Here is a 19,027-nt window from a genome sequence, read left to right on the forward strand (position 1 = left end):
CGCGCCCCCGTCCGAACGCGCCCCCCCGCGGGCGCACCACACGGCAGGAGTACCCGACGTGCTCACCACCACCTCCGCCCTCGTCTCCGCGGCCCGCGCCGCGGGCACCGGCGTCGCGGCCCTCAACGTCATCACCCTCGAACACGCGGAGGCCGTCGTCCTCGCCGCCGAGCGGACCGGCCTCCCGGCGATCGTCCAGATCAGCCAGAACGCGGCACGCCACCACGGTGACGTCGCTCCGCTGGCCGCCGCGGTCGGTGCCCTCGCGCGGGCGAGCGGCGCCCGGCTCGCCCTCCACTTCGACCACGTCGAGGACACCGCCCTGCTGCACCGCGCCGCCGAGTGCGGCGCCGGGTCCGTGATGTTCGACGCCTCGCGGCTGAGTGACGAGGACAACGTGAAGGCCACCAGGGCCGCCGCCGAGTGGGCCCACGGGCAGGGCCTGTACGTCGAGGCCGAACTCGGCGCCATCGGCGGCAAGAAGGGCTCCGCGCACACCCCAGGCGTCCGCACCGATCCCCGCGAGGCACGGGAGTTCGTCGAGGCCACCGGGGTCGACGCGCTCGCGGTCGCGGTGGGCAGCAGCCACGCCATGAAGGACCGCACCGCCCGCCTCGACCTCGGCCTCGTCGCCCGCATCGCCGCGGAGGTCCCCGTGCCGCTGGTCCTGCACGGCTCCTCCGGGGTCCCGGCGGCCCAGCTGCGGGACGCCGTACGGCACGGCATGACCAAAATCAACTTCGGCACCCTGCTGAGCGTCGCCTTCACGGACGCGGTGCGCGCGTCACTCGCCGCGTCCCCCGAGGAGCACGACCCCCGCCCCTGGCTCGCCGAGGGCCGGGCGGCGGTCGTCGAGGCCGCGGCCTGGTGCCTGCGGGCGGTGGATGCGGCCTGAGCCCGCGGGCGGTGGATGTCGCCTGAGCCCGCGGGCGGTGGATGTCGCCTGAGCCCGCGGGCGGTGGATGCCAGACATCAGACATTTGAATATAGGATCGATCCATGAACAATCTTCGGGCGCCTCGCCGTGCGGCGAGCCTGTCGGCTCAGGTGGTGGAGAGCCTGCGGGAGCAGATCACCTCGGGGGCGTGGCCGGTGGGCACGCGCATCCCGGCCGAGCACGAGCTGGTGGAGCGGCTGGGCGTCGGGCGCAGCACGCTGCGCGAGGCGCTCGGCGCCCTGGTCCACCTCGGGCTCCTTGAGGCGCGCGTCGGCGACGGGACGTACGTCAGGGCGTCGAGCGAGCTCCAGTCCGCGCTGGTGCGGCGCGCCGGCGCGTCGCGCGGGGACGACGTGCTCGAACTCCGCGCCGTGCTGGAGGAGTACGCGGCGGGCGCCGCCGCCCTGCGCCGCAGCGACGAGGACCTGGACCGGCTGCGCGCCCTGGCCGACGAGGCGGGCGCCGTCGCGCGGACCGGGGACATGGCGGCGGTGGCACGCACCGACGCCCGCTTCCACGAGGCCGTCGTCCGGGCGAGCGGCAACGCGCTGCTGATCGAGATGTACGAGCACCTCGGCGCCGCGGTCTCCGCGGTCCTCGGCGACCTGCCGTGGGACACCGGCGCCGTGGTCGAACACGCCCGCCTGCACGCCCGGTTGGTCGAGGCGATCACCGCGCGCGACGAGGTCGGCGCCCGGCACTGCGTGAGCGTGATCGTCGCCTTCAACCCCGGAAGGAGCACCGGTGGAGAGGAGCGCTGACGTGACCGCGCCGGACGCCACGGCCCCCGGCCGCGGCACCCGGCTACCGGCCCCCGCCGCACCGGTCGGCCTGCTCGTCGCGGTCCTGCTGGTCGCGGCGAACCTCCGGGCCACCCTGACGGGCGTCGGCACCCTGCTGCCCGACATCGAACGCGGCAGCGGCCTCAGTTCCACCTGGGGCGGCCTGCTGAACACCCTGCCCCTGCTGACGTTCGCCGCGACCTCGCCGCTCGTCGCGCGCGCCTCGCACCGCTACGGGACGGCGAAGCTCCTCGCGGGCTCGCTCGCCGTCCTCGCCTGCGGCACGGTCATCCGCTCGCTGCCCTCCGACATCGCCCTGTTCGCCGGCACGGCGGTCCTCTCCGCGGCGATCGCCTGCGGCAACGTCCTGCTGCCCGCCGTGATCCGCCGGCACGTGCCGGGGCCGCGCATCCACACCGTCAGTGCGCTCTACGTGACCGTGATGGGCCTCGTGGCCGCCGTGTCCTCCGGCATCTCCGTGCCCGTCGCGCACGCGCTGCCCGGGGGTTGGCACACCGGGCTGGCCTGGGGGATCGTCTTCGCGGTCGCCGCGCTGCCCGTCTGGCTGCTGCGCACGCGCGGGGACACGCCGGCCGCGAGCACCGGCGCGGCGCCCGCCCCGACACCCTGGCGGTCCGCCCTCGCCTGGAAGGTCAGCTTCTTCATGGGCCTTCAGTCCTTCGGCTTCTACACGATCATCGCGTGGCTCCCGAGCATCCTGGCCCGCCAGGGCATGAGCAGCACCGCGGCCGGGTGGATGCTGTTCTACTACCAGGTCGTCGCGCTCACCGCGGGCCTGGTCGTACCGCTGGCCACCCGAGGCCGCCCCGACCAGCGCTTCACCGCGGCGGGCGCGTCGCTGCTCGTCGCCGCCGGATTCCTGCTCCTGCTGGTCCCCGCGGTGACGGTGGTGGCCTGCACCCTGCTCGGCCTCGGCGGAGGCGCGTGCCTCGTGCTCGCCCTCGGCTTCCAGAGCCAGCGCGCCGGCGGCCCCGGACAGGCCGCAGCGCTGGCCGGCATGGCGCAGTCGATCGGCTACCTGGTGGCCGCGACGGGACCGCTCCTGCTGGGTGCCCTGCACGACGGCACCGGCGGCTGGACCGTCCCGCTCGTCCTCCTCGCCGCGGTCAGCCTCGCCATGGCCGCCGCCGGGCACGGGGCCGGCCGCGACCGCCGCGTCCCCGCGCCGGAGGCCGCCCCGGAGTCCGGGACGCGGTAGCAACGGACACCACGGACGCGGTGTGCGGGAGGGACGGCGCGGGCCGGCGCCGTCCCTCCCGCACACCCGGGTCACCAGGGCACGGCGCCTTCGTCGTCGAAGAAGCCGCCGCGCTGCCCGTCGTCCGGCAAGGTGGCCAGCCGGACGGCGATCGCGGCACCCTGCTGGCGCTCGGCAGGACGCTCCTCGTCATTCCGGCGTCGAGCCGCGCCTGGCAGTGCCCCGAGCACGTCGCGGTGCCCGTCGTCGACGCGCCCGAGGTCACCGCGGTGGTGGCCTGGCCGGCGAGCAGCCGCTCCCGCGCGGTGGCGGCACTCGTACGCGCCGCGGCCGGCCTCGCGGACGCCCGTGAACCGGATCTCCGTGAGCGTGATGCCCGTGAGCTGAATGTCCGTGGACCGGATCTCCGTGGGCCGGATGCCCGTGAGGCGGATGCCCGTGGACGGGATGCCCGTGAGGCGGATGCGCGTGAGCGGGACGTCCGCGAGTCAGGCGCCCGCACCGGCCTCCCGGAGCCGGCCACGCGCCCAGGGCCCGCCCGCCTGAACGGGGTGCGCCGGGCGGCCACGGCCCCGTAGGCGCGCGGGCCGTCCAGCGCGGGAGTGCGACCGGGCCGGAGCGCGGCAGCTGAAGCGGCCCGTCGCCCGTGACATCGGGGCGAGCCGAGCCCGCGGCGGACTTCCCCGACCGCCCGCGGCCTCGCCCCCGAGCGGCAGCGGGACGCCAGGCCCGCCGCCGTCGCGCCGGCGGCCATGGCGCTGTACGGACTCGCGCCCGTCCCGCCGTCCCGCCGGCCCGCGGCACGCGGGCCGGCGGGACGCGGAGTTCTCCGCCGCCGCCGGCGCCCCGAACCGCACGCCTTCACATGGCTGTTCAAGCGGGTGCACGGCGAACCTCCCGGCGCGTCGGGCCGCTTCCGAGCCGGAGTGTCCTCGCCGCCCGCGCGCCAGGGGAGGTGGGGGGCGGCGCGGCGCCCCCACCCGACCCCGACCCCGCGGATCCCGACCCCGCGGATCCCGGCCCCGCGGATCGCGACCCCGCGGATCCCGGCCCCGCGGGCGGCCGGGGCGTCCCGGCGCGCCCGAACACCCCTCCCCGGCGCATAACCTGACCTCCCATGAGGCCGATCCGGCGCAACACCCTTGACTGACACCACTCCTGCCCGTCTAGGGTGACGTGGCAGGGTCCTGACAACGTTGTCCACACCTCACGGGAGTCCCCGTATGCAGCACTCACACCCCAGGGACCGCCGCCGCAGGCGGAGACCGGCTCTCGTCGCGGGACTGGCCGCGCTCACCCTCGTGGCGTCCGCGCAGGGCGGTGCCTACGCGGCATCGGCGAGCCCCGCGCACCCCGCGAAGACGTCCTTCAGCTCCTCCTTCGAGGCCGGTGACCCGGCCCCGACCTGGACCGACACCGCCGAGCGCGGCAAGGTCTCCGGGGTCGACGGCGCGTTCACGAGTGGGGTCCCCGGCAACCTCAACGACCATGTGACCGCCGTCGCGGCGAGCAGCGAGAACACCCAGGGCGGTGAGGTCGCCCGCAACCTCGCCGACGGCGACGCCTCCAGCAAGTGGCTCGCCTTCACCACCACCGCCCAGGTCACCTACGACCTCGACTCCCCGGCCGCCCTCACCGGCTACGCCCTGACCTCCGCCAACGACCACGCCGAGCGCGACCCCAAGTCGTGGGCGCTGCAAGGCTCGACGGACGGCGAGGACTGGAAGACGCTCGACACCCGGGACGGCGAGTCCTTCGCCAAGCGGCAGCAGACACAGAGCTACGACCTCACGGGCCGGCCGGCCGCGTACGCCCACTACCGGCTGGAGATCACCGCCAACAACGGCGCCACCGACGCCACCCAGCTGGCGGACCTGCAACTCGTCGCCGCCGGCTCCGCCGCGCCGCCGCCCCCGCAGATGCTCAGCCGCGTCGACAGCGGCCCCGCCACCTCGCCCACCGCCAAGACCGGCATGGGCTTCACCGGCAAGAGCGCGCTGCGCTACGCCGGTTCGCAGACCGCCGCAGGCCGCGGCTACTCGTACAACAAGGTCTTCAAGGCCGACGTCGCGGTGCGCCGCGACACCCAGCTTTCGTACGAGATCTTCCCCGCGATGGCCAGTGGCGACCTGGACTACCAGGCCACCAACGTCTCCGTCGACCTGGCGTTCACCGACGGCACGTACCTCAGCGGCCTCGGCGCCGTCGACCAGAACGGCTTCGGACTCAGCCCGCGCGGCCAGGGCGACTCGAAGTCCCTCTACGTCAACCAGTGGAACCACCGCGTCTCGCGGATCGGCGACGTCGCGGCGGGCAAGACCGTGGCGCGCATCCTCGTCGCGTACGACGCCCCCAAGGGACCCGCCAAGTTCCAGGGCTGGGTCGACGACATCGGCCTCGCAGTGACCCCGCCGGCCAAGCCGAAGGCGCACCTCTCCGACTACGCGCTGACCACCAGGGGCACCAACTCCAGCGGCAGCTTCTCGCGCGGCAACAACTTCCCCGCGACCGCCGTGCCGAACGGCTTCAACTTCTGGACCCCGGTCACCGACGCGAGCTCCGACAGCTGGCTCTACAACTACGCCAGCCAGAACAACGCCGACAACCTCCCCGAGATGCAGGCGATCGGCCTCAGCCACGAGCCCAGCCCCTGGATGGGCGACCGGCAGACCTTCCAGGTCATGCCGTCGGCCGCCGCGGGCAAGCCCGACACCTCGCGCACCGGACGGGCGCTCGCCTTCCGCCACGACAACGAGGAGGCGCGGCCCTACGAGTACGGCGTCACCTTCGAGAACGGGCTCACGGCACAGGTCGCGCCCACCGACCACGCCGCGGTCATGCGCTTCACCTACCCGGGCAAGGACGCGTCCGTCGTCTTCGACAACGTCTCCCAGCAGGGCGGCCTGACCCTCGACAAGGACAACGGCACCTTCACCGGCTACTCCGACGTCAAGAGCGGCCTGTCCACGGGCGCCACCCGCCTGTTCGTGTACGGCACCTTCGACGCGCCCGTCACCGAGGGCGGTTCGAGCGGTGTCACGGGCTATCTGAAGTTCGCGCCCCGGCACGGCCGCACGGTGACGCTGCGCATGGCGACCTCGCTGATCGGCGTCGACCAGGCCAAGGCCAACCTGGCGCAGGAGATCCCGGCAGGCACCTCGTACGAGAAGGTACGCGACGCGGCCCGCGCGCAGTGGGACAAGCTGATGGGCCGGATCACCGTGAAGGGCGCGAGCCAGGACCAGCTCACCACGCTCTACTCGAACATGTACCGGCTCTACCTCTACCCGAACTCCGGCTTCGAGAACACCGGTTCGAAGAAGAAGCCGGTCTACCGCTACGCCAGCCCGTTCTCCGCGATGCCGGGGCCCGACACCGCTACCCACACCGGCGCCAAGATCGTCAACGGCAAGGTGTACGTCAACAACGGCTTCTGGGACACCTACAGGACCACCTGGCCGGCCTACTCGCTGCTCACGCCACAGAGGGCGGGCGAGATGGTCGACGGATTCGTCCAGCAGTACAAGGACGGCGGCTGGATGTCGCGCTGGTCCTCGCCCGGCTACGCCGACCTGATGACCGGCACCTCGTCGGACATCGCCTTCGCCGACGCGTACCTCAAGGGCGTGAAGTTCGACGCCGAGGCCGCCTACGACGCCGCGGTCAAGAACGCCACCGTCGTCCCGCCCTCCTCGGGCGTCGGCCGCAAGGGCATGAACACCTCGCCGTTCCTCGGCTACACCACCACCAGCACCGGCGAGGGCTTCTCCTGGGCCATGGAGGGGTACGTCAACGACTACGGCATCGCCCAGATGGGCAAGGCCCTCTACCAGAAGACCCACAAGAAGCGGTACGCCGACGAGTCCGCCTACTTCCGCAACCGGGCGCAGGACTACGTCGAGCTCTACGACAAGCAGGTCGGCTTCTTCCAGGGCCGCGACGACCAGGGCAACTGGCACCTGCCGCCCGGCCAGTACGACCCGCGCGACTGGGGCGGCGACTACACCGAGAGCAACGGCTGGGGCTACTCCTTCACCGTGCCCCAGGACACCCGCGGCCTCGCGGACATCTACGGTGGCCGCGCCGGCCTCGCGAAGAAGCTCGACACGTTCTTCTCGACGCCCGAGACGGCCCAGTTCCCCGGCTCCTACGGCGGCGTCATCCACGAGATGACCGAGGCCAGGGACACCCGGATGGGCGAGCTCGGCCAGAGCAACCAGCCCGCGCACGGCATCACGTACATGTACGACGCCGCCGGCCAGCCGTACAAGACGCAGGCAAAGGTCCGCGAGGTGCTGTCCCGGCTCTACACCGGAAGCGACATCGGACAGGGTTACCACGGCGACGAGGACAACGGCGAGCAGTCGGCCTGGTACATCTTCTCGTCGCTCGGCTTCTACCCGCTCGTGATGGGCAGCGGCGACTACACCATCGGCTCCCCGCTGTTCCAGCAGGCCACCCTGCACCTCGACAACGGACGGACCCTGACGGTCAACGCGCCGAGGAACAGCTCACGCAACGTCTACATCCAGGGCGTGAAGTTCAACGGCAAGCGGTGGGACTCCACGTCTCTCCCGCACGACCTGCTCGTCAAGGGCGGGACGCTGGACTTCGCGATGGGGCCGCGGCCCTCCGCCTGGGGCAGCGGCGAGAAGGACGGACCCGCCTCCATCACCCAGGGCGACACGGCCCCGACGCCGCGCACCGACGCCCTCTCGGGCCCCGGTGCCCTGTTCGACGACACCTCCGACACATCGGCCTCGTTCACCGCCGTCGACCTGCCGCTCGGCACCTCGGGCGCCCCGGTGGAAGGCGTGCAGTACACCCTGACCTCCGCGGACCGCGCCAAGGCCCCGGACGGCTGGGTGCTCCAGGGCTCCACCGACAACAGCCACTGGACGACCGTGGACCGGCGCTCCGGGCAGTCCTTCACGTGGGACAAGCAGACCCGCCCGTTCACCGTCGCCCACCCGGGCGCGTACACGCACTACCGGCTGGTGGCGGACCACGAAAGCACCCTCGCGGAGGTCGAGTTGCTGCACTGACCCCGGCACGCACCCGCACCCCGGGCCCCGGGACCGCGCCGCACACGGCGCGGGCCCGGGGCCTTCGCACCGCGCCGGGATCAGACCGACGGGCCGCCCAGCTCCGCGCGGACCGTGCGGGCGGCGGCGACCAGGTGTTCGAGCGAAGCGCGGGTCTCCGGCCAGGCCCGGGTCTTCAGCCCGCAGTCCGGGTTGACCCAGAGCCGCTCAGCGGGGATCGCCCCGAGCCCGGCGCGCAGCAGCGCGGCGGCCTCCTCGGCGCTCGGCACCCGCGGTGAGTGGATGTCGTAGACACCGGGGCCCGCCTCGCGCGGATAGCCGTGGCCCGCGAGCTCGTGGGCGACCTGCATGTGCGAGCGGGCCGCCTCCAGGCTGATGACGTCCGCGTCGAGGTCGTCGATGGCCCCGACGATGTCGCCGAACTCGGCGTAGCACATGTGCGTGTGGATCTGGGTGACGGGCGCGGCGCCCCCCGTGGTGAGCCGGAACGCCTCGGTGGCCCACGCCAGATAGGCGGGGCGGTCGGCGGCGCGCAGCGGCAGCGTCTCGCGCAGCGCGGGCTCGTCCACCTGGATCACCCCGGTACCGGCCGCCTCCAGGTCGTTCACCTCGTCGCGCAGCGCGAGCGCCACCTGCCGCGCCGTCTCCCCGAGCGGCTGGTCGTCACGGACGAAGGACCAGGCGAGCATGGTGACGGGACCGGTCAGCATGCCCTTGACCGGACGGTCGGTGAGGGACTGCGCGTACGCCGTCCAGCGCACCGTCATCGGCCCGGGGCGTGCGATGTCGCCCGCGAGGATCGGCGGACGCACGCAGCGGGTGCCGTACGACTGGACCCAGCCGTGCCGGGTGGCGAGGTAGCCGGTGAGCTGCTCGGCGAAGTACTGCACCATGTCGTTGCGTTCGGGCTCGCCGTGCACCAGCACGTCGAGTCCCGTCTTCTCCTGGAAGGAGATCACGTCCCGGATCTCGGCCCTGATCCGCTCCTCGTACTCCTCGGTACCGATCCGACCCGAGCGCAGGTCGGCGCGCGCCGCCCGCAGTTCGCCGGTCTGCGGGAAGGAGCCGATCGTGGTCGTCGGCAGCAGCGGCAGGCCGAGCCGTGCGCGCTGCGCGGCGGCCCGCTCCGGGTAGGGCAGAAAGCGGCGGGTCCCGGCCTCGGTGACGGCTGCGGCGCGGGCGCGGACGGCCGGGTCGCGGGTGACGGGCGAGGCGGCGCGGGAGGCCAGCGCCGCCCGGTTCACGGCGAGTTCGGCGGCGATCGCGTCCGTGCCCCGCGCCAGGCCCCGCGCGAGGGCGGCGACCTCCGCGGTCTTCTGCCGCGCGAAGGCGAGCCAGCGCAGGATCTGCGGGTCGATGTCGCGCTCGGCCGCCGTGTCCAGCGGGACGTGCAGCAGGGAGCAGGACGCCGACACGTCGACCCGGTCGGCGAGTCCCAGGAGTGTGCCGAGCGTGCTGAGGGACTTCTCCAGGTCGTTCACCCAGATGTTGCGGCCGTCGACGACGCCCGCCACGAGCCGCTTGCCCGGCAGGCCGCCGACGGCGGCGAGCGCGTCCAGGTTGGCGGCCGCCGGCCCGGTGAAGTCGAGCGCGAGGCCCTCGACGGGCGAAGCCGCCAGTACGGGCAGGGCGTCGCCCAGCCGGTCGAAGTAGGAGGCCACGAGCAGCCGCGGCCGGTCGGCGAGGGCGCCCAGGTCGCGGTAGGCGCGCGCGGTGGCGTTCAGCTCCGCAGGGGTGCGGTCCTGGACCAGGGCGGGCTCGTCCAGTTGCACCCACTCGGCACCCGCCGCGCGCAGGTCGGCGAGCACCTCCGCGTAGACGGGCAGCAGCCGGTCGAGCAGGGTCAGCGGGTCGAAGCTGGCCGCGACCCCCGGCGCGGGCTTCGACAGCAGCAGATAGGTGACGGGGCCGACCAGGACAGGCCGGGCGGCGAGGCCGAGTGCGAGCGCCTCGCGGACCTCGGCGACCTGCTTGGCCGAGTCGGCCAAGAAGGCGGTGTCGGGGCCCAACTCGGGTACGAGGTAGTGGTAGTTGGTGTCGAACCACTTGGTCATTTCGAGCGGCGCGACGTCCTGCGTGCCACGGGCCATGGCGAAGTAGCCGTCCAGCGGGTCGGCGGCCACGGCGGCCCGGTGCCGCGCGGGGACCGCGCCGACCATGACGGTCGTGTCGAGCATGTGGTCGTAGTACGAGAAGTCGCCCGTGGGCACCTCGTCGAGGCCGGCGGCCGCCAGGTTGCGCCAGTTGGCGCGGCGCAGTCCCGCGGCGGTGGCGCGGAGGGCGGCGGCGTCCACGCGGCCCTTCCAGTACCCCTCGATCGCCTTCTTGAGCTCGCGGCCCTGCCCCTGCCTCGGGTAGCCGTACACGGTGGCCCGTGCCGCCGCGGCTGTGGTCTCGCTGGTCACGGAGTTCTCCTTCGAGAGACGTTTCCCTGGGATCCCGGGGTCTCGTGGTGAGGAGAGGGGTGACGCAACCCGCGGCACGGCCCGCGAGGCGCGGCCGTCCGCCGGTGGTGCACGCCGACCCGCCCACGAGGTCACCGGTGTTCCGTGCGCGTGGGGTACGCGTACGGGCAGTGGCAGGTCTTCGGACTCGCGGGCGTGTCCTCGTCGTCTCCGACGCGGATTCCTACTGGCCGTCGCTTCCCAGACCCCTGTCGCGGGGCCCAGTGCGTATGACGGCGGTCGTTCCCGCTCACCGCTGCGGGGCAGTCCCGGATTCCCACCGGGTTCCCTCTTGCGACGCCACCGCCTGGCGGACGGGGCGAACCAGCTGCGCCACCCACCCTACGGGCCCGCGCGGCCTCCGTGCCAGGCCATCCGGATTCCGGTACGCGCCCGCTGCTTCCTGGTGGAGAGCGGGCACCCTGGATGGGGTGCGCGTGCCTCCGCGGGCGGAGCGGGCATGCGCCGGGCGACTTCCTCAGGGCCCGGCGCGCCGCGGCGGAGGCGTGCTCGCCCACGGGGTGTACAGCCCCGCTGCGACGTGGTGAACCCGGAAAGGACCGGCATGTTTCATCTTGACCACCTCTGCCTGGGCGTACGCGAGTTGGACGACGGCGTGCGCCGGGTGCGGGAGGAGACGGGGCTCGCACACTACGACGGGGGCGTCTTCCCCTTCGGCCTCGCCAACACGATCTTCCCCCTCGGCGGGGACGTCTACCTGGAGGTCGAGGCGGTGACGGCTCCCGCGGCCGAGCGCGGCGAGGGGGCCGCCGCCTGGTTCGACCGGGCCGTCGCGGACGGCGACCGGTGGATGTTCTGGAGCCTGCGGGCCGACAGCCCCGAGGAACTGGCCGCGGTCGCGCGGCGGCTCGGCGGCGAGGTGACGCGGACGGCGGGCCGCGTCCAGCCCGACGGCACCCAGCGCGTCATCACCACCGCGCCCGGCACCGACGGTGCGATCGCGGGGTGGCGGCGGGGGCTGCCGAACTGGTTCTACCGCGACGACCCCGCCACCCATCCGGACCGCGGCGCGGTGGAGCGCGGCGACCGAGGGGCGGCGGTGACCCGGCTTGAGGTCAGCGCCGACGCCGGGGAACTGCGCGAGCACATCGGTGCCGAGACCTTCGAGCGGTTGCCGCTGGTGCTCGTGCCCGGCCGGCCGGGCGTGCACGCCGCCACGGTGCGCACCGCGTCGGGGCGCGAGGTGACGCTGCGCAGGGACCCGGCCGACCTGTAGCACCGCAGGACCACCTCACCACGGAACGGGCGCGACCCGGCCGGCACCGCACGCACCGTCCCGGCCGGGCGGAGCACCGCGCCCGCGCGGCGTCACAGGCCGCGCAGGGCCTCCTCGACCGCGGCGCGGGGGACCGCCCCCTCGCGCAGGACGGCAGGTCCAAAGCCGCCGGTGAACGCGACGATGGTGGAGGGCAGCGTCCCGCTCGGTCCGCCGTCGAGATACGCGCGGACGCGGTCCCCGAGCTGGGCCCTGGCCTCCTCGCACGTGGTCGCGGGCGGCCGGCCCGTGAGGTTGGCGCTCGACTGGGCGACCGGCCCCGCGGCGCGCAGCAGGGCGAGGGCCACCGGGTGGGCGGGCATACGGACCATGACCGTCCCTCCGGTGTTCCCCAGTTCGAGGGCGAGAGCGGGGGCCGCGGGCAGGACGAGTGAGAGCGCCCCTGGCCAGAACGCCTCGGCCAGCCGCCGCGCGTCCGGCGGCATGGAGCCGACCAGTGTCTCCGCAGCCGCGACGTCGGCCACCAGGACGGAGGCGGGTTTGTCGGCGTCGCGCCCCTTGGCGGACAGCAGGGCCTTGACCGCGCCCGGGTCGAAGGGGTCGGCGCCGACGCCGTAGACGGTGTCGGTCGGGAAGACGATCAGCGCCCCGGCCCGCAGCGCCTCCGTGGCGTGGGAGACACCGGTCTTCAGGGCTTCTGGGGTCCGGCAGTCGTGGACCTGCGTGGTGTACGGCACGCGGGCGATGCTAGCCGTCCGGCGCTTCGGCGGAGCGGGCGGCTCGGGGCGCCCGTCGTGCCCGTCCACGGCACCAGGCGGGTCAGCCGGGTGGGGGTGCAGCGGAACGCCGTGAGGCGCTCGGTGACGTCCCCGCCGCTGTCGAGCACGGCCCCGGGCCGGGCCCCGAGCCGCGCGTACCCGTCGAGCGCGACGACCCCCACGGGGAGCGCCGCGCCTACCGGGCCCCGGCCGCATACGCGCAGTCGAACCTTGACAACCTGCTGTTCACGCTGGAGCTCCGGCGCAGGCTCGACGCGGCGGGCCGTCCGGTGCGCGCCCTCGCCGCCCACCCCGGCGCCGTGTCCACCGGGCTCAACCGGCGCCTCGGCCCGGTGCTCGGCGCGGTGGCGGCCGCGGAGGACAAGGCATTCGACACCGCCTGGCTCACCGGGGAGACGCGGCGCAGGCTGCGCGCCCTGAACGACATCGCGGCCCGACGCGGGCAGGGCCTGGCGCAGCTCGCGCTCGCCTGGGCCCTGCGCGACCCGCGGGTCACCTCCCTGGTGATCGGCGCCTCCCGGGTCGGGCAGCTGGAGCAGAACGTCGCGGCCCTCGACCGGCTCGACTTCAGTGAGGCCGCGCTCGCGGAGATCGACGAGCACGCCGTCTTCGAGGGCAGTGTGGACCTGTGGCAGCGGACCCGCAGGGGCAGCCTCGGCTGAGCGCGCCGTACGGTGAGCCGTCAGAGGCCGGGTTCACGCGCCGGTACGGGCTGGGCTCAGCGGCCCGCGAGGACACAGTCGCCGCAGACCGCGGCGGCCCGGTCGGTGCCTGGCAGGGCGCGGTAGATGAGGCAGCAACTGCGCCTGCGAAACGGCGCGGCTCCGCCGGAGTCCTCGAACGTGCCGCGCAGGGCGGGGTGTTCGAGGAACACGCGGGCCGTGCGGGCGGCCAGGTCCCCCGCGTGGGGGAGTGCGGCGACGAGCGCGGCGCGTGCGCCGTTCACCGCCGAGGCCGCGTTCCCCCACAGGGTCCTGCGCGGTACGCGGAGCCCGGCGACGGCCTCGGTGAGGGGAGCGACAAGGCCGTCGAGCACCGGCGCGGCGCTCTCGGGCACCGCGCCGCCCCGGCCCGCAAGGCTCGCGCGGGGCAGCGACAGCGGGAACGCCCCGCCAGGCACCGGGATCCAGTAGAGCCCGGACAGCGTGGGCACGCGCGGCGTGCAGCCCAGGGCGGCGAGGGCGAAGAAGGGGGAGAGGACCCGCGCCACCAGGCCCAGATGGGCCACGGACGCGGCCACCCGCCGCTCGACGCCGTCGGCGGGCTGCCCCGCCGCCCCCGCGAGGTGCGCGCGCACCTCGTCGATCCGCCGCGGCAGGACGGCGGGATCGGTGACGACCTCGGAGAGCGGCCGCCACGGCCGGCCGGGCGGCGGGCCGTCCGCGCCGTGGGCCGCGACGGCGAAGAACGGGCCCGCGGCCGTGAGCGCGTCGAGCGCCGCGGCCCCGGGGTCCGGGCCCGTCATGCCCCCGCGGCCGGCTCCACGCGGCCCGCGGCTCGCGCCGGGCCGCGTTCGGGCGCTGCCGACCCGGCGAGCAGCCGCTCCGCCATGGGCGCGAACACGAGCCCGAGAGCGCCCCACAGGATGAGCTGCGCGGCGACCGAGTAGAAGCGGAAGGAGAACAGGGTGTCGGCCGGGAAGCCCGGATAGACGATCCTGCCCTCCGCGTCGGTCAGCGGCAGCGGCGTCTCCGTGGCGTGGTGGCCGAACTCCTGCACGTTGGCACTCAGTTCGCCGAGCGACGGCAGCAGCGCCATCACCACGCCGATCACCACCGCGTAGGCGAGGGCGGCGAGCAGCGTGGCGTTCCAGTTGCCGAACCGCCCGGCGAGGCGCCTGCCGAGCCAGACGGCCAGGACGAGGAGCACGATCGAGGCACCCACCATGACCAGGTACAGGTTGCCGCGCTCCCTGATGGTGTCGGGGTGCCCGATGGAGGGCGGGTTGGCCGGGTACTTCACGAAGGGCACCAGGTAGAAGCCGAGGAACCCGCCGAGTGCCACCAGCATGGCCAGGCTGCGGGCGCGCAACTTCCCCACGCGGCCGAGGCAGACGGCGTAGGCGATGGCGAACAGGGCGCCCATGGCCATGCCGAAGAAGACCATGCCGACACCGATGCCCACGTCGGCCTGGACGGTCCGGCTGAAGATGTCGGGGTCCGCGGCCTCGGGGGCGAGACCCGCGGCCTTGTCGAGCGCGGCCTGGGCGGCGTCGCGCCCGCTCTCGTAGTCGATCGCCCTGCCGATCAGCGGCTCGGCGAAGATCCGCGCGAAGAGGAACGCGAGCAGGCCCGCGACCGCGCCGGCGAGGACGCCGCGCAGTATGAGTCGTTTTTCCATTGTTCAGCAGTCCGCTTTCCTGAGGTCCTTGAGGTCCTTGAGGTCCTTGAGGTCCCTGAGGTTCCGTCGGTCGGCCCGGAGCCGGTCAGTGGCAGTCGGCCCGGGGGCCGTTCAGTGGCAGGGGAAGCCGAGGAAGTGGCGCGCGTCGTGCACGAATTCGTGCACGTGCATGTCATTGCCGAACACGGAGTAGGCGCCCTGGTCGACGCCGATGAAGTAGTAGACGGCCAGCGCGACGACCGCGGCGCCCACAAGCCACAGCACGGCCTTGGTGACCGGCAGGACGAGCGGGGTGGAGGCGGGGGCGGCGCTGGGCGCGGACATGCTGCTCACGAGGGTCTCCTTCGGGGATCTTGCGTCCCGCGTGGGTGGAGCGTCGTGATGGTGAAGTGTCTGACTGCGGACCCGTGGCGGATCCGTTCACAGTGGCGCGACCGTGCTGGACTCTCACCAGCTTCCTTACACCATCCTTACCCGCGGAGCCTACGGATCCTGACCGAGGTACGTCAATCGGTCGGGGGGAGACGGCCGCCACACCGCGCCGCCCCGGCGCGGCGCGGCGACAGGCGGGCCGGGGGGGCCGGGGTGTCGGGCGCCTCACATATTGATCATGTGCCCCGCGAGGCCGTGCAGGGCCTCCTTCACCGCCTCGCCCAGCGTGGGGTGCGCGTGGACGTTGCGGGCCGCCTCGTGGACCGTCAGGTCCCACTGCTGAGCCAGGGTCAGCTCGGGCAGCAGCTCGGTCACCTCAGGCCCGATGAGATGGGCGCCGAGCAGTTCGCCGTACCGGCCGTCGCTGAGGATCTTGACGAACCCGGCCGGGTCGCCCAGACCGTGCGCCTTGCCGTTCGCCGTGAACGGGAACTTCTGCACCCGCACGTCGAAGCCCCGCTCCCTGGCCTGGGCCTCCGTCCACCCGAAGCTCGCGATCTGCGGCTGGCAGTAGGTCGCGCGGGGGATCATCACATAGTCGAGCTCCATGGTCTCCGCGCCCGCCAGGGTCTCCGCGGCCACCACGCCCATGGCCTCCGCGGCGTGGGCGAGCATGAGCTTGGCCGTGACGTCGCCGATGGCGTAGATGTGCGGGACGTTCGTGCGGCACCGGGCGTCCACGTCGATCGCGCCGCGCTCCGTCAGGCGCACCCCCGTGTTCTCCAGGCCGTAACCGGTGACCCGGGGCCGGAAGCCGATGGCCTGGAGCACCTTGTCGGCCTCCAGGGTCTGCCGCCGGCCGTCCGTGGCCACCTGCACCCGCACCGTGTCGCCCGAGTCGTCGACCGATTCGACCCGCGTCGAGGTCAGCACGTTGACGCCCAGCTTGCGGTAGCGCCTGGCGAGTTCCGCGGAGACCTCCTCGTCCTCCAGGGGGACGAGCCGGTCGAGGAACTCCACCAGGGTGACCTGCACGCCGTAGTTGTGCAGGACGTACGCGAACTCGACACCGATGGCGCCCGAGCCGGCGATGACGATGCTCTCCGGCAGCTCCTCGCTGAGGATCTGCTCCTCGTACGTCACCACGCGCTCGCTCAGCGAGGTTCCCGGCAGCAGCCGGGTCGACGCGCCCGCGGCGATCACGCAGTGGTCGAACGTGAGGGTCTCGGACGTGCCGTCCGCGGTGCGCACCGCGAGGGTGTGGTCGTCGAGGAAGGTCCCGGTCCCGTCGTACTCGGTGATCCGGTTCTTCTTCATCAGGTAGTGCACGCCCTTGACCCGCCCGTCGGCGACCCGGCGGCTGCGGGCGTACGCCTCGTGGTAGTCGAAGCTCACCGTGCCGTCCACGCGGATGCCGAAGGTCTTCGCCTCCCGCGTGAAGATGTGGGCCAGCTCGGCGTTGCGCAGCAGGGCCTTCGAGGGGATGCACCCCACGTTCAGGCAGACCCCGCCCCAGTAGCGCTCCTCCACCACCGCCACTGACTGGCCCAGTTGGGCGCTGCGGACCGCGGCGGTGTACCCGCCGGGGCCCGCGCCCAGGACGACGACGTTGAAATGTGTGGTCATGTTCCCGAGCCTACGCACGGTGCGCCGCCCCACGACGGACGCGGGACGGGAGGCCGGGCTGTACTCCCGGCCTCCCGGCCTCCCGGGACCCCGGCCCCTCGGGCACCCCGGCCCTCCGGCCACCCCGGGCACCCTGCCCGGACGTGCGCCCCTGCGGCGGACGTGCTCGGCGGGCGAGCCGGCGCGCGGCCCCCCGGACCGCTCCGTCAGCCGGCCGCCGCCCGCGCCACGTCCGGCCACACGGGCAGGACCTGGTCGGCTCCGGTGATCCGCAGCAGCCGGAGCAGCGCCTCAGAGGGGGCCGCGATCCGCAGGGTGGCGGCCTGCGCGGTGTCCAGGAGCAGGTTCAGCGCGCTGGAGTCCGCGAAGGTCACCCCGCTCGCGTCGAGGACCGTCACCGGACGGGTGCCGGTGGCCGCCTCCAGAGCCGCGCGCAGCGGCGGGAGCGAGTCGAGGTCCAGGTCACCGCGTACGCGGATCACCCACGCCCCGTCAAGGGCGTACTCCTCACCCAGCACGGGCGCGGCGGCGACGCGGCGGTCGTCATGATCAGGCGTGGCAGACACACCGGGAGCGTAGCGGGCCGCCGAGCCGCCGTCAGCGGGACGGGGAGACATCGCCCCGTCCCGCGCGGGTGTTCGGGCCGTGGGCCGCGCGCCGGCTTGCCCGTTACGCCGGAGCCAGGGCCGCGCGCAGCGCCTTCTTGTCGGTCTTGCCGACGGTCGTGCGGGGGAGGGAGGCGGCGAACGAATAGGACTCGGGCGCGTAGAGTTCCCCGAGCGCCTCGACGATCTCGACGGTGAGCGCGGGGAGGTCCGGGGTGTCCGAGGAGTCGCGCGGGACCAGCACCACGTGCACGGACTCCGTGCCGTCCGCGCCAGGCAGGCCCACGGTGGCGGCCTCCCTGACCGCCGGGTGGCCGCTCAGGAAGTCGTCGAGCAGCCGGGAGTAGACGTTGTCCGCGGTGCGGCCCGTCACGATGATGTCGCGCGCACGGTCGACCAGGTAGAAGTACCCGTCCTCGTCCTGGCGTGCCAGGTCGCCGCTGCGGAACCAGCCGTCCGCGTCGAGCACTTCGGCCGTGCGCTCGGGGTCGTTCCAGTAACCCTCCATGACCCGGTCGCCGCGGACGTACAGCTCGCCGGTCTCGCCCACGGCCACCGGCTTGCCCTCGGGGTCGCGCAGCTCCACCTCGACCCCCGCACCGGGGCGCCCGCAGCTGGTCAGCGACTCGGGCCGGTCCAGGTCGTGCTCCGCGGGGGTGAGTTCGGTGACGCCGCCGTTCTCGGACGCCCCGTAGACCTGGTGCAGGACCGGGCCGAAGACCTCGATAGCCTGCCGCAGCCGGGCGGGGGAGGCGGCGGCGCCCGTGTAGTAGAGGGTCTTGAGGGCGGGGAAGCCGTGGGGGCGGCACCGCGGGTGGTCGAGCAACTCGTACAGCATGGGCGTGACGATCATGAGCCGGGTGACGCGCTCGCGCGCCATGGCCGACAGGGCCGCCCCGGCGTCGAACGTCCGCAGCAGCACGATGGTGTGTCCGCTCAACACGCCCACCAGGAAAGCCGCGTGGCCGCTGGTGTGCGTCACGAGCGTGCCGATGAGCAGCACCGGCTCGGCCACCGCGGCGTCGGTGAAGTCCACCGAGATGTCCATGAACCCGCGGTAGTAGCTGCTGCGGTGGGTGACCAGCTTCGGCAGGCCCGTGGTGCCGCCGGTGTACAGCAGGGTGGCCAGGTGGCGGCCGTCTGCGGCGTCCTGCGGCGCGAGGGCCTCCCGCCCCTCGGCGGCCTCGACGAAGTCGGGTGCCACGGCGGACGGGCCCACGCCGAAGACGTGCGGGATCCCGACCTCCTCGGTGATCCGCCTGGTCCGGTCCTCGAAGGCCGGGTCGAACAGCAGCATCCGGACGTCCGCCCTGCGGATCAGCGCCCCCAGCTCGCCGTTGCCGGGCTCCGGCGGTACGAAGACCAGACGGCACCCGGAGAAGTGAATGGCAAGTTGCAAAAGCAACGCTTCCGGGGAATTCTGGACGAAGAGTGCCACCCCGTCGCCGCGCCCCAGTCCGGCGTCCTTGAGGACCGCCGCGAACCTCAGTACGGTGTGCGCGGCCTCGGCCCCGCTGATGCGGCGGTCCCCGGCTATCAGGGCGTCACGACTGCCTCTTGCCTCAAATCGTCGCAGAACTGCGGTGGTGTAGTTCTCGGCTGTGCTGACCTCGTCCATGATCCTTCTTCGTACTCGGGCAG

13 protein-coding genes, 2 pseudogenes and 1 riboswitch are annotated in these 19,027 nt (G+C 73.7%); of the genes and pseudogenes, 6 read left to right on the forward strand and 9 right to left on the reverse strand.

What is annotated here, in order from left to right:
- Positions 1-58: 58 nt before the first annotated feature.
- The 3 genes from ABEA77_RS06305 (at position 59) to ABEA77_RS06315 (ending at position 2,938) form a co-directional block, all read left to right on the forward strand.
- Positions 59-895 (forward strand): class II fructose-bisphosphate aldolase, encoded by an 837-nt coding sequence (locus ABEA77_RS06305; protein ID WP_345642363.1) that lies wholly within the window; start codon positions 59-61, stop codon positions 893-895.
- Between the two features lie 104 nt (positions 896-999).
- Positions 1,000-1,698 (forward strand): FadR/GntR family transcriptional regulator, encoded by a 699-nt coding sequence (locus ABEA77_RS06310; protein ID WP_345642366.1) that lies wholly within the window; start codon positions 1,000-1,002, stop codon positions 1,696-1,698.
- A gap of 1 nt (position 1,699) precedes the next feature.
- Positions 1,700-2,938: a CynX/NimT family MFS transporter gene (locus ABEA77_RS06315; protein WP_345642369.1), complete on the forward strand. Its 1,239-nt coding sequence runs from the start codon at positions 1,700-1,702 to the stop codon at positions 2,936-2,938.
- A gap of 71 nt (positions 2,939-3,009) precedes the next feature.
- Here the strand turns inward: ABEA77_RS06315 and ABEA77_RS06320 are convergent.
- Positions 3,010-3,105, reverse strand: a pseudogene (locus tag ABEA77_RS06320) (dehydrogenase); the annotation flags it as partial.
- 1,056 nt (positions 3,106-4,161) lie between these two features.
- Here ABEA77_RS06320 and ABEA77_RS06330 point away from each other — a divergent pair.
- Complete coding sequence (locus tag ABEA77_RS06330) at positions 4,162-7,983, forward strand: GH92 family glycosyl hydrolase (protein ID WP_345642372.1); 3,822 nt, start codon at positions 4,162-4,164, stop codon at positions 7,981-7,983.
- A gap of 80 nt (positions 7,984-8,063) precedes the next feature.
- On the opposite strand, the gene metE is transcribed toward ABEA77_RS06330, so the two are convergent.
- On the reverse strand, positions 8,064-10,388 hold the full coding sequence (gene metE, locus ABEA77_RS06335) for a 5-methyltetrahydropteroyltriglutamate--homocysteine S-methyltransferase (RefSeq protein ID WP_345642375.1): 2,325 nt from the start codon (positions 10,386-10,388) through the stop codon (positions 8,064-8,066).
- Between the two features lie 155 nt (positions 10,389-10,543).
- Positions 10,544-10,747: riboswitch (cobalamin riboswitch) on the reverse strand.
- A gap of 245 nt (positions 10,748-10,992) precedes the next feature.
- Here metE and ABEA77_RS06340 point away from each other — a divergent pair.
- Complete coding sequence (locus ABEA77_RS06340; RefSeq protein ID WP_345642378.1) at positions 10,993-11,664, forward strand: VOC family protein; 672 nt, start codon at positions 10,993-10,995, stop codon at positions 11,662-11,664.
- Positions 11,665-11,756: 92 nt separating this feature from the next.
- Here the strand turns inward: ABEA77_RS06340 and ABEA77_RS06345 are convergent, their stop codons facing one another.
- Positions 11,757-12,401 carry an L-threonylcarbamoyladenylate synthase gene (locus ABEA77_RS06345; protein ID WP_345642381.1) on the reverse strand — a complete coding sequence of 215 codons (645 nt, stop codon included), beginning with the start codon at positions 12,399-12,401 and terminating at the stop codon, positions 11,757-11,759.
- Between the two features lie 392 nt (positions 12,402-12,793).
- Between ABEA77_RS06345 and ABEA77_RS06350 the strand changes: the two are divergent.
- Positions 12,794-13,105 (forward strand): annotated as a pseudogene (locus ABEA77_RS06350) (aldo/keto reductase); the annotation flags it as partial.
- Positions 13,106-13,161: 56 nt separating this feature from the next.
- Here the strand turns inward: ABEA77_RS06350 and ABEA77_RS06355 are convergent.
- The 6 genes from ABEA77_RS06355 to ABEA77_RS06380 form a co-directional block, all read right to left on the reverse strand.
- Positions 13,162-13,908 (reverse strand): (2Fe-2S)-binding protein, encoded by a 747-nt coding sequence (locus ABEA77_RS06355; protein WP_345642383.1) that lies wholly within the window; start codon positions 13,906-13,908, stop codon positions 13,162-13,164.
- Positions 13,905-14,783 carry a CbtA family protein gene (locus tag ABEA77_RS06360; protein ID WP_345642386.1) on the reverse strand — a complete coding sequence of 293 codons (879 nt, stop codon included), beginning with the start codon at positions 14,781-14,783 and terminating at the stop codon, positions 13,905-13,907. Before ABEA77_RS06360 ends, ABEA77_RS06355 begins: the two co-directional genes overlap by 4 nt.
- Positions 14,784-14,894: 111 nt before the next feature.
- Complete coding sequence (locus tag ABEA77_RS06365) at positions 14,895-15,107, reverse strand: CbtB domain-containing protein (protein ID WP_345642627.1); 213 nt, start codon at positions 15,105-15,107, stop codon at positions 14,895-14,897.
- Positions 15,108-15,380: 273 nt separating this feature from the next.
- Positions 15,381-16,781, reverse strand: a complete 1,401-nt coding sequence (lpdA, locus tag ABEA77_RS06370) for a dihydrolipoyl dehydrogenase (protein ID WP_345642388.1) — start codon at positions 16,779-16,781, stop codon at positions 15,381-15,383.
- Between the two features lie 206 nt (positions 16,782-16,987).
- Positions 16,988-17,347 carry an STAS domain-containing protein gene (locus tag ABEA77_RS06375; RefSeq protein WP_345642391.1) on the reverse strand — a complete coding sequence of 120 codons (360 nt, stop codon included), beginning with the start codon at positions 17,345-17,347 and terminating at the stop codon, positions 16,988-16,990.
- Between the two features lie 103 nt (positions 17,348-17,450).
- The gene (locus ABEA77_RS06380; protein WP_345642394.1) at positions 17,451-19,004 is read right to left on the reverse strand and encodes an AMP-binding protein; all 1,554 of its coding nucleotides are present in this window, start codon (positions 19,002-19,004) and stop codon (positions 17,451-17,453) included.
- Positions 19,005-19,027: the final 23 nt, after the last annotated feature.

The sequence above is a fragment of the Streptomyces tremellae genome, assembly GCF_039540215.1.
Lineage (GTDB): Bacteria > Actinomycetota > Actinomycetes > Streptomycetales > Streptomycetaceae > Streptomyces > Streptomyces tremellae.

Bases quoted from the DNA above. Each gene is read 5' to 3' on its own strand.
- lpdA (WP_345642388.1), bottom strand. From the start codon at position 16,781: ATGACCACACATTTCAACGTCGTCGTCCTGGGCGCGGGCCCCGGCGGG.
- ABEA77_RS06365 (WP_345642627.1), bottom strand. From the start codon at position 15,107: ATGTCCGCGCCCAGCGCCGCCCCCGCCTCCACCCCGCTCGTCCTGCCG.
- ABEA77_RS06360 (WP_345642386.1), bottom strand. From the start codon at position 14,783: ATGGAAAAACGACTCATACTGCGCGGCGTCCTCGCCGGCGCGGTCGCG.
- ABEA77_RS06340 (WP_345642378.1), top strand. From the start codon at position 10,993: ATGTTTCATCTTGACCACCTCTGCCTGGGCGTACGCGAGTTGGACGAC.
- ABEA77_RS06310 (WP_345642366.1), top strand. From the start codon at position 1,000: ATGAACAATCTTCGGGCGCCTCGCCGTGCGGCGAGCCTGTCGGCTCAG.
- ABEA77_RS06330 (WP_345642372.1), top strand. From the start codon at position 4,162: ATGCAGCACTCACACCCCAGGGACCGCCGCCGCAGGCGGAGACCGGCT.
- ABEA77_RS06380 (WP_345642394.1), bottom strand. From the start codon at position 19,004: ATGGACGAGGTCAGCACAGCCGAGAACTACACCACCGCAGTTCTGCGA.
- ABEA77_RS06355 (WP_345642383.1), bottom strand. From the start codon at position 13,908: ATGACGGGCCCGGACCCCGGGGCCGCGGCGCTCGACGCGCTCACGGCC.